Here is an 8,365-nt window from a genome sequence, read left to right as displayed (position 1 = left end):
ATGTAGCGGGCGAGCACCACGAAGTCGACGTTGTCCTTGAGCAGCCGCAGATGCTCGGCCTCGGCCGCCGACTTGTCCGGGCCCATCGACGGCACGTGGAAGAAGGGGATTCCGAACGAGCGGACCTCCTCGGCGACATCGGGGTGGTTGGAGATCACCATCGGGATGCTGACCGGGAGTTGGCCCTGCCGGTGGCGCCACAGCAGGTCGAGAAGGCAGTGGTCGGACCTGCTGGCGAAGATCGCCATCCGCTTCGGGACGGACAGGTCGCGCAGCGTGCAGGTGAGGCCGTACCGCTTGACGAGGTGTTCGTCGAGGTCCGCTCTCAGCGCGGGCAGGGCCGCCTGAAGGACGTCCATGGTGAAGACGGTGCGCTGGAAGAAGGCGCCGCCCTGCGGGTTGTCGGAATACTGCTCCAGGGACACGATGTTGGCGCCGTGGCCGCTGAGGACCGAGGCCAGAGCGGAGACGATCCCGGTGGAGTCGGCGCCCTGGACGATCAGCGCGGCCTGGTGACCGGGCGTCCTGGTATTCCTTGCCGAGGGGGACGCCTTGTCCTGGGCGAGCGTCATGCCTCGATCTCCTTCCTGAACCGGGCGGCCCATTCAGTGGAGGCCCGCAGTCCGCCGAACGTGTAGAAGTGGACCTTCACCTCGCCATGGCGGGCGGGGTCGTAGCCCTCGGCGAGCGCCCGCAGGAACCGGTCCGGGCCGGCGGTGCCCATGAGGTTGGTCAGGGACAGGCCGTACTTCTTGGCGATGGTGGCGCTGGTGCCGACGCCGAAGCGGGCCGCGTAGGACATCAGGCGCCGTACCCCGGCCGGTCCGGGAACACCGATCCGGACCGGGAGCGCGATGTCCATGCCGCGCACCCGCTCGATCCAGGCGAGCACGGGATCCACGTCGAAGCCGAACTGGGTGATGACACTGCCGTCCAGGCCCTGCGCCGCCAGCGCCGCGCTCTTGTCCCGCAGCGCCGACCACAGCACGTCCTCGGCGATGGCGGGATGGCCCTCCGGGTAGCCGCTGATGCCGACGTGCCGGACACCGAACTCGTTGAGCAGGCCCGATTCGATCAGGGAGAGCGAGTCCTCGTACGGGCCCTCCGGGCGGGCGGGGTCGACACCGAGGGCCTGGCGCCGGTGCCGGGTCGGGTTGTGGTCCGCGAGTCGGTCTGACGGCCGGATGGCCGCCGCCGGCTCGACACCCCCGCGAAGCCACCACGGCGAACGGCACCGGCTGCCCGACCTCGACGGCGACCGGCGGGAGCTCCGCGTCACCCGGATGGCGCAGTCGCCCGGCGTGTCCGGACGGGCGGGCGGCACCGTAGAGGCATCGGGGCGAGGGGCGCGCGGGCGCACGGGCGACGACTGAGGCGGTTCGCGTGGCGGACGAGACGGCCGGGACGACGACGAACGTGAACGGAACCGCCGCCACGGGTCCGAGGACCTGTCTGGTGACCGGTGCCAGTGGTTACATCGGCGGGCGGCTGGTGCCGGAGCTGCTGGACGCCGGGTACCGGGTGCGCTGCCTGGTGCGCACGCCCCGCAAGCTGCGCGACCAGCCGTGGGCCGGGCGGGTGGAGGTCGTACCGGGCGACGTCACCGACGCGGGCTCGGTGGCGGCGGCGATGGCGGGCGTCGACGTCGCCTACTACCTGGTGCACGCGCTCGGCGCCGGCCGCGACTTCGAGCGCACCGACCGGCAGGCGGCCCATGTCTTCGGCGAGCAGGCCCGCAGGGCCGGCGTCGGCCGCCTGATCTACCTGGGCGGGCTGACCCCGGCCGGCGTGCCCGAGCGGGAACTGTCGCCGCACCTGCGCTCCCGCGCCGAAGTGGGCCGTATCCTCCTCGACTCGGGCGTGCCGACGGCCGTGCTGCGGGCCGCCGTCATCATCGGTTCCGGCTCGGCCAGCTTCGAGATGCTGCGCTACCTGACCGAGCGGCTGCCGGTGATGGTCACGCCGCGCTGGGTGCGCACCCGCATCCAGCCGATCGCCGTGCGGGACGTGCTGCGCGTCCTGGTGGGGTGCGCCGGCCTGCCGCCCGACGTCAGCCGCGCCTTCGACATCGGTGGCCCCGAGGTGCTCACCTACCTGGAGATGATGCGGAGGTACGCCGCTGTCGCCGGGCTGCCCCGGCGGTTCATCGTGCCCGTGCCGGTGCTCACACCCGGCCTGTCCAGTCACTGGGTCGGCCTGGTGACCCCCGTGCCGGCCGCCATCGCCCGCCCGCTGACGGAGTCGCTGCGCCACGAAGTGGTGTGCCGGGAACGGGACATCGAGCAGTACGTACCCAGCCCGCCGGGCCACCCGGTCGGTTTCGACCGTGCCGTCTCCCTCGCGCTGCAGCGCGTGCGGGACGCCCAGGTCGTCACCCGATGGTCCTCCGCCTCCGTGCCGGGTGCTCCCAGCGACCCGTTGCCCACCGACCCGGAGTGGGCCGGCGGCAGCCTCTACACCGACCTACGCGAACGCCACGCCGATGCGGCTCCCGATGCGCTGTGGGAGGTGGTCGAGGGCATCGGCGGCGAGAACGGCTGGTACTCCTTCCCGCTGGCCTGGGCGGTGCGCGGCTGGCTCGACCGCCTCGTCGGCGGGGTGGGCCTGCGCCGGGGACGACGTGACGCGCGGCGGCTGCGGGTCGGTGACTCGCTGGACTTCTGGCGGGTGGAGGAGATCGAACGCGGGCGGCTGCTGCGGCTGCGCGCCGAGATGCGGCTGCCCGGCCTGGCCTGGCTGGAGATGTACGTCGACGCGGAGGGTGCCGGCGGTGCCCGCTACCGGCAGCGGGCCCTGTTCCACCCGCACGGACTGCTCGGCCAGCTCTACTGGTGGAGCGTGTCGCCCTTTCACGCGGTCGTCTTCGGCGGCATGGCCCGCAACATCGTCCGCGCCGCCGAACGCGCGCAGAAGCGGGGCGCCGCCCCCCGACCGAGCGAGGCGCCAGCCCGTCCACCGTGATGGCCGCCGGGATCCGGGAGTCGACTGCCCGGAAGTTTCGGCTGGAGTGCGACGAGGCTGCGGTGGGCACACGGCACCGGGCTCACGCTCGCCCATCGGCCGACGACAACCCGCAGAACTCAGTAACCCTCAGCTCCTCGCGAGTTGCGGGACGTCCCGGCAGCCTGAATCGGCGAGGGCCCACCATGCGAGGGCACGCAGGCGGTCGGGCCGTGAGCGCACCGCTTGACAAAGGCACAGGATGCGAACCGCCCGCATCGGTGGAACGCTCGAAATCATGGACAAAACGCGACTGGTCCCCCTCCGAGGCAGTAAGCGCACCGCGCATGCGCATGCGCGCTCGACCGGAGCGGTGAGCGATTCAGAACGCATCGAGGTCACTCTGGTCCTGCGCCGGCGCGCCGAGATCCCGGATGATCTCGTCGAAGGACCTGAGACGATCACGCGTGAGGACCTGGCGGCGCGTTACGGCGCCGACCCGGCCGACATCGACATGGTGAAGCGGACGGCAGAGCAGCACGGGCTGACGGTGACGCTGGTGGATCCGGCCTCACGCCGGGTCAAGATCTCCGGAACGGTCGGTCAGCTGCGGTCCGTGGTGAAGCCCGACTCGCTGACCATGGTCACGACCCCCGACCCGGCGGACGAAGGACGGATGGTAGAGCACCGGCAGCGGTCCGGCGACCTGCGCATCCTGCCCGAGTGGGACGGCGTGGTGATCGGCGTGACGGGTCTGGACAACCGGCCGCAGGCCCGCCCGCACATCCAGCGCATGGAGGCCCACGCCGCCCTCTCGTCGTACTCGCCCGTCGACCTCGGCAAGATCTACCGCTTCCCCCAGGGAACGGACGGCAGCGGTCACACGATCGGCGTCGTCGAACTCGGCGGCGGGATACCGGAAGGCGACCTGGACGCGTACTTCGCCGAACTGGGCATCCCCGCACCGCTCGTGGACGTTGTCGAGGTGGGCAACGGCAGTAACAGCCCGGGTGACCCCGCCGACGGGGAGGTGATGCTCGACGTGGAGGTGATCGGCGCGCTGGCGCCCGGCGCGCGCCAAGTCGTGTACTTCGCGGAGAACAGCGCGCAGGGCTTCGCCGACGCCATCAGCACCGCGGTGTTCGCCGATCCCACCCCCACGGCGGTGAGCATCAGTTGGGGCCAGCGCGAGGACCTGTGGACCGCCCAGGGCCGCGCGACCCTCGACGCCACGCTGGCCGACGCCGCCGCCATGGGCGTCACCGTCTGCGTGGCCGCCGGTGACAACGGCAGCAGCGACGGCGATAAGACGGGCAAGCCGCACACCGACTTCCCCGCTTCGAGCCCTCGCGCTCTCGCCTGCGGCGGTACGCGCCTGGACGCCGACCCGGTCAGCGGCACCGTCACGTCCGAGACCGTGTGGAACGACGGCAACGGGTCCGCCTCCGGCGGCGGTGTCAGCCGCACGTTCAAGCAGCCCAGCTGGCAGGCGAACGTCGGCGTACCCAGCGGCAACGGGCAGGGCCGCCGGCGCGGCGTGCCCGATGTGGCCGCTGACGCCGACCCGCGGACCGGATACAAGGTACTCATCCACGGCCAGGACGAGATCTTCGGCGGCACCAGCGCCGTGGCGCCGCTCTGGGCCGCGCTGACCGTCCGTCTCGCCGAGGCGCTCGGCCACCCGCTCGGCATGCTCCAGCCCGTGCTGTACGACGGCGCGGCACCCGGGGTGAGCCCGGCCGGTTTCCGTGACATCACCCTGGGAGACATCGGCGACTTCGCGGCCACGCCCGGCTGGGATGCCTGCACCGGGCTCGGTGTCCCGGACGGCCAGGCGCTGCTGGCCCGCCTCGTCTCGGCCTGACAGCCACACGCCGGCTGTGCCGCCCACCAGGAAGCCTCTGGTGGGCGGCACGGTGATGACGGCAAGGCCGCGAAACGTGCGCACCTGCTCAGTTCGGCGGATCCGGTTGCCGTTCCAGCCGGTACCCGTGCCCCCGCAACGTGGTGATCCGGGGCAGCCGGGCCTGCCGCCCGTCCGCCTGTGCCGCCTCGGTCAGTCTGCGGCGCAGGCCCGCCAACGTCACGTCGAGGGTCTTGGTGGAGCCGAACCAGTTCTCGTCCCACACCTCGGCCATCAGCGTCTCGCGCGAGACCGCCTCGCCGGCCCGCTCGGCCAGCACCGTCAGCAGGTCGAACTCCTTGGCCCGCAGCGGGACTTCGACACCGAGCAAGGCGCAGCGCCGGGCCGTCACGTCGACGACCAGATCGCCCAGCCGCACCGGCTCCCGGGCCGGCGCGGCCGCCGCGTGCCGCCTGAGATGAGCCCGCAGCCGGGCGAGCAGCACGGTCAGGCTGAACGGCTTGACCAGGTAGTCGTCGGCGCCGGCGTCCAGCCCGGCGATGATGTCGATGTCGTCGGTCCGTGCCGTCAGGACGACGATCAGCAGGTCGGGGAGGCGGGCGCGCAGCTGCCGGGCGACGTCCAGGCCGTCCATGTCAGGCAGCCCCAGGTCCAGCAGCAGTACCTCGTACGGTGCCCGCCCGGCCTCCGCCAGTGCGCCCGCTCCGGTGCGGCACCACGTCGGCGCGTAGTCGTGGCCGCGCAGGCCGGTTTCCAGGTGGCGGCCGATGGTGTCGTCGTCCTCGACGACGAGGACGCGCAGTCGGCTGCGGTCCGGTGTGGCAGGCGTGCGCATGGTCGACAGCCTAGGAGCGGCCGGGGTGCGGGGCTCGTCGTCGATGGACGCCGTGTTCACAGGTCGCGGAGCTCCTCCACGGCGGGGCGGTGGCTGCCGCGGATGCCGTTGAGGGCCGCGGCCAGGACGGCGGCGACGGCGGTGGCCCCGGTGAGTGCCAGGTAGGCGCCGGGGACCGAGAGGACCGCGGGTGGCGGATCGAAGACGCCGGTCAGTACCTTGACCAGCATCTCCGACAGGGCCCAGCCGATGAGGGCGCCTCCGGCCAGGCCGCCGACGGCCAGCAACAGGGCCTCGGAGAGGACCATGCCGCGCAGGTGCCGCGGCTGCGCGCCGAGGACGGTGGCGATGGCGAACGTGCGGCGGCGTTCGGCGAGTCCGAGGGCGAGGACCAGGCCGCCGGCCCCGGCGGCGAGCAGGACGGCGAAGGCGAGCTCGATGCGGGTGAGGCCGGCCAGGTCGACGGAGGTCAGGCTGGTGCCGACGGTGCCGCGGGTCTGGGTGAGGTCGGTGACGGTGGCCCGGGTACCGAGCTGCCGGCGCAGCCGGTCGGCGATCCGCTGCTGGTTCGTGCCACCGGTGTCGAGGAGGAAGGCGCCGGTCGAGTCGTCGCCGGTGGCCCTGGCGATGTAGGAGGCGTTGGCGACGAAGAAGCTGTCCTTGGGGGCGGTGGGGAACTCCTTGGCGATGCCGGCGTAGTGGAAGGGGACCGTGCGCAGGGACTTGGTGCGGGCGTCCTGGATGCGCAGGTTGACGGTGTCGCCGGGGGAGAGCTGGAAGTCGTTCACGGTCTCGACGCTGACGAGGAGGTTGTCCGGGCGCTGGGCGAGGCGGCGCATGAGCTGGTCGGCGGTGCCGCCCGCGAAGTAGGCGTCCTGGAGCGAGGTGGCCCTGGCGACGCTGTCCGGTCGGACGCCGTAGAGGTCCTGCAGGTCGGAGCCGACGTAGGCGAAGCGGTGCTGGAGGGGTTCGACGTGCCGTACGCCGGAGATCTTCAGCGCTGCCCCGGCGGTGGGCGGGACCTGGGCGCCGGGTGGTTCGGTGACGGTGACGTCGGCGCCGTTGGTCAGCCGGGCGTCGATCTCGGCCTGCTGGTGGTAGGTGGCGTTGAAGACGGCGGTGGAGATCGCGAAGGAGACGGCGAGGGCGAGCAGGACCACCGACCGGGCGAACGGGCGGCGGCGCCGGGCCAGGACGGCGGCGGTGGTCCCGGCCAGGGTCGAGGTCAGCGGCCGGACCAGCCGGGCCAGGGCGGGGCGGCCGTGGGCGAGGGCGAGCAGGCTGAGGCGCCACAGCAGCAGGGCCGCGCCGATCCACAGCAGGGCGGGGCCGAGGAAGGCCCAGTACGACACGGAGATGCTGGGGACGCCCTCGGGCGCGAGGACGAGTGCGTACTGGTTGCCGGAGGAGGCGCGGAAGACGAGCCACGAGCCGGTCAGGAGGGCGAAGTCCAGGCCGTACCGCATCCACCAGGGCGACCGGGACGGGCGTACGTCCTCCTGCCTGCGGGTGTCGGCCACGGTGACCGTGTGCAGGTCCCGCAGGGCGGGGACGAGGACGGCGCACGCGGCCACCGCGGCTCCGAGTACGAAGGCGACGGCGTACCAGACGGACCAGGTCGCCGTGCTCGCGCCGAAGGAGGCCGTGCCGAAGGCGAGACGGCCGGTGAGGGCGGCGATGCCCAGCCCGGCCAGCCCTCCCGCGAGGCCGATCAGGGCGGCCTCCAGACCGGCGAGTGCGGCGATCTGACGGGGTCGCAGGCCACGCAGCCGCAGCAGCCCCTGTTCCTGGCGGCGCCGTTCGCCGCCGGCCGAGGCGACCGCAGCCGTCAGCGCGGCGGCCAGCACCGCGCCCGGCACACCGAGGAAGAGGAAGAGGATCTGGGCGTACAGGGCGTCCTGGCGGGCCGAGTCGAGAGCCGCGCCGACGTTGTTGCCGACCAGGGCGGTGCCCGAGGCGCGGGCTTCCAGGTTGTGGGCGGCGCCGGTGACGGCGGAGTAGGCCGAGGCCGGGTCGGAGGGCAGCCGGGCGGTGTCGCGAGCGGCGTGGATCTGGGTGGTGACACCGGTGGCGCCGCGGGTGAGGGCGGCGAAGCCGGCGGCGGGCAGCAGGACGACGTTGTCCGGGGGCGCGGTCGGCTGGGACTGGCCGGGGGCGCCGACGGTCTGGAAGAGGGAGTCGGCCTGGGGCAGGTCGACCACGCCGTCCACCTTCACCTGGCGCAGACCGGCACCGGGGAGCTGGATGCCGATGGTGTCGCCGGGGGCCGCGTGCAGGTTGGAGGCGGTCTGCTGGGCCAGCAGGACACCGGTGGACGCGCCGGAGAGCGTGCGGACGGCGTCGGGGAAGCGGGCGCGGTAGCCGTCGGGCAGGCCGAGGGCCATGCCGGGGCCGGTGGTCTGGGTGCTTCCCCGCACGCGAGCGGTGAAGCCGCTGGTGTGCGCGAAGCCGACGGGCAGGGCGGTGCGGGTGCCCGGGGCCCCGGCCACCAGGGACAGGACCGTGTGCGGGTCGGCCCCGGGCTGCACCTGGACCTGCCAGTCCACGGCGACCGAGCGCACGGCGCGCTGGGTCATGGTCGCCTTCGACGCGGTGAGGAAGGAGCCGAGCGCGGCGACCAGGGCGACCGCGAGCGCGATGCCGGTCAGGGCGGCCAGGAGCCGTCCGGTGCGTTGGCGGGCCAGCCCGCGGGCCCAGGTGGCGATCATGGCATCTCCTCGGCGGCC

General features: G+C 73.2%; 6 protein-coding genes. 2 read left to right on the top strand and 4 right to left on the bottom strand.

The window, feature by feature from the left end; translation table 11 throughout:
* Both KVT45_RS13870 and KVT45_RS13865 read right to left on the bottom strand, forming a co-directional pair.
* Positions 1 to 572, bottom strand: a 572-nt coding sequence (locus KVT45_RS13870; protein WP_217547346.1) for an ACT domain-containing protein, incomplete at its 3' end; no start/stop codon positions are given.
* Positions 569 to 1,279 carry a hypothetical protein gene (locus KVT45_RS13865; protein WP_308310719.1) on the bottom strand — a complete coding sequence of 237 codons (711 nt, stop codon included), beginning with the start codon at positions 1,277 to 1,279 and terminating at the stop codon, positions 569 to 571. The genes KVT45_RS13870 and KVT45_RS13865, both read right to left, overlap by 4 nt.
* 137 nt (positions 1,280 to 1,416) lie before the next feature.
* On the opposite strand from KVT45_RS13865, the gene KVT45_RS13860 reads away from it, so the two are divergent.
* Complete coding sequence (locus KVT45_RS13860) at positions 1,417 to 2,961, top strand: SDR family oxidoreductase (protein ID WP_308310725.1); 1,545 nt, start codon at positions 1,417 to 1,419, stop codon at positions 2,959 to 2,961.
* 352 nt (positions 2,962 to 3,313) lie between these two features.
* Entirely contained in the window at positions 3,314 to 4,804 is a 1,491-nt protein-coding gene (locus KVT45_RS13855; protein WP_308310718.1) for a S53 family peptidase, read from the top strand.
* An 88-nt stretch (positions 4,805 to 4,892) separates the two neighbouring features.
* Here the strand turns inward: KVT45_RS13855 and KVT45_RS13850 are convergent, their stop codons facing one another.
* Positions 4,893 to 5,639, bottom strand: coding sequence for a response regulator transcription factor (locus tag KVT45_RS13850; protein WP_217547378.1), 747 nt, complete (start codon positions 5,637 to 5,639; stop codon positions 4,893 to 4,895).
* Between the two features lie 56 nt (positions 5,640 to 5,695).
* Complete coding sequence (locus KVT45_RS13845; protein WP_217547343.1) at positions 5,696 to 8,347, bottom strand: ABC transporter permease; 2,652 nt, start codon at positions 8,345 to 8,347, stop codon at positions 5,696 to 5,698.
* Positions 8,348 to 8,365: the final 18 nt, after the last annotated feature.

Origin of the sequence: Streptomyces sp. GbtcB6 (assembly GCF_019091475.1) — a bacterium.
Lineage (GTDB): Bacteria > Actinomycetota > Actinomycetes > Streptomycetales > Streptomycetaceae > Streptomyces > Streptomyces hyaluromycini.
The sequence above is the reverse complement of the archived record's forward strand: the minus strand, read 5'-3'. Positions and strand labels throughout refer to the sequence as shown.